We start from the raw sequence: 1,579 nt of genomic DNA, 5'->3' as shown, positions 1-1,579 counted from the left end.
TGATGCGGCGATCGGCCGGTTCATCTCGGTGGATCCGCTGATGAAGCCGGACGACTCTCAGCAGATGCACGGCTATGCCTACGCCAACAACAGTCCGGTCGCCTCCAGCGATGCCTCGGGTTTGCTGATGATGGGCCCGGGCGGGTGTGGGTGCACGACGGATCCGCCTCCTCAGGGGATCAACGACCTCACCCAGATCAAGCAAGAAGCGATGTGGACCCAGCAGGGCCGGAACGTTTCAAAGATGCGGCAGGGGAGCGGCGTCTACCAGCGGCCATACTACCAGAACTCCCGGAGCTCGTTCTACACGGGAGCACGGGGTACGGCGCCGGCACCGACCTACATTGACCCCTACGACAATGACTCGTACAAGGAGGACCCGACGACGTCTGCCCTCGATAAGGCCAAGAGCTGGGCTGCGGAACGCTGGGGAACTTGGGAATCGGGCTTCAACTGGGGAAAGATCGCTGATGATGCCGGGTTCGTACTTGGAGTTGCGGGAATGGCTGGATTGTTGGCGGCCTGTTCCGGGCTCTGTGTGACTTTGGCGGGAGTCGCAGCCCTCACTTCCGCCGGAATCGGAGCAGCTAGGGGTGGGCAGAAACTTGCCCGTGGTGATTCATCTGGATGGTGGGATCTTGGGGCCGCGGCTGCCTTTGGGGTCGGAAAGTCTGGCGCCTTGATCGCCAGAGGGACCAAGCCTGCTGCCGATAGTGTTATATCCGCTAAGGCGCCAAAAGGGATTGCGAACCAAGGGCGAAAGAACAAGCGACTGCGAAGTAAGATGGCGAAGGGGCATGAGAAGATGTCAAATCTTTTCGCACAAGGAGTGGACGCTGCCTATGGCGGCTTTAACTCGACGAGGACAGTTGTAAACGAGACAGGGGTTATTGATTGGTGAAACCGGACAAGAATTTGATTGAGTGGTCTTTTGGGAAACTGGGGCCAGAAAATATTCCGGAATGGGTTATGGGAATTCTGGTGCCCTCGTTCCGTAGGTACCTAGAACCTATTGTGGCAATGAAGAGCAAAGTTTGGGAGGGGGGAGTGAGAAAGAAGGATAAGGATGTATTGGTTGCCCTTGAAGGTGGGTTCGGACTTTATTTAATCTATGGCATCATATTTTTTGTGGCGTTTTTTCTCTTGGGTGAGGCGTGCGTGAGCCTGGGAGGTGGACTCGTTGGTGGAGTAGTGCAGAAGATAGGTTTGGTCGGACTATCAGTCGGTGTCGGACAGTCCTTGTTTTGGGGGGTAGAGGCATCTCGCTTTAAGGGGGCGAAAACATCCCGAAGGAAATATTTCCCATCCCCTAAATGGGTTATGGTCGCCTACTTTGGCGCGTCCCTTCTTGTTGCGGGCGTCATAATTCGTTGACTGACGCTCTCCCCCAGGAAGCCGCCATCATGGTTGAGCGCTTCTACCCATCTGGGGAGGGCTGCCGTTCCGTGTTCAGGAGGACATAGTCGTCCCGGCCCACGGCCGCCGACAGTGCGAACAGGATATCGGCGGATGCGCTGTCCTGGTGGGGTGGAACGCTGGCGAAACGGTGGCGGTGCGCGACGCGGAGGGCATGCACTGG

At 57.3% G+C, this 1,579-nt stretch carries 1 protein-coding gene and 1 pseudogene; both read left to right on the top strand.

Annotated elements, in window-relative coordinates; genetic code table 11:
- A pseudogene (locus D476_RS37820) lies at positions 1-901 on the top strand (hypothetical protein); the annotation flags it as partial.
- Positions 898-1,374 carry a hypothetical protein gene (locus D476_RS37815; protein WP_152529489.1) on the top strand — a complete coding sequence of 159 codons (477 nt, stop codon included), beginning with the start codon at positions 898-900 and terminating at the stop codon, positions 1,372-1,374. The pseudogene D476_RS37820 and the gene D476_RS37815, both read left to right, overlap by 4 nt.
- Positions 1,375-1,579 lie beyond the last annotated feature (205 nt).

It is taken from the genome of Nocardiopsis chromatogenes YIM 90109 (assembly GCF_000341185.1).
GTDB lineage: Bacteria > Actinomycetota > Actinomycetes > Streptosporangiales > Streptosporangiaceae > Nocardiopsis_A > Nocardiopsis_A chromatogenes.
The sequence above is the reverse complement of the archived record's forward strand: the minus strand, read 5'-3'. Positions and strand labels throughout refer to the sequence as shown.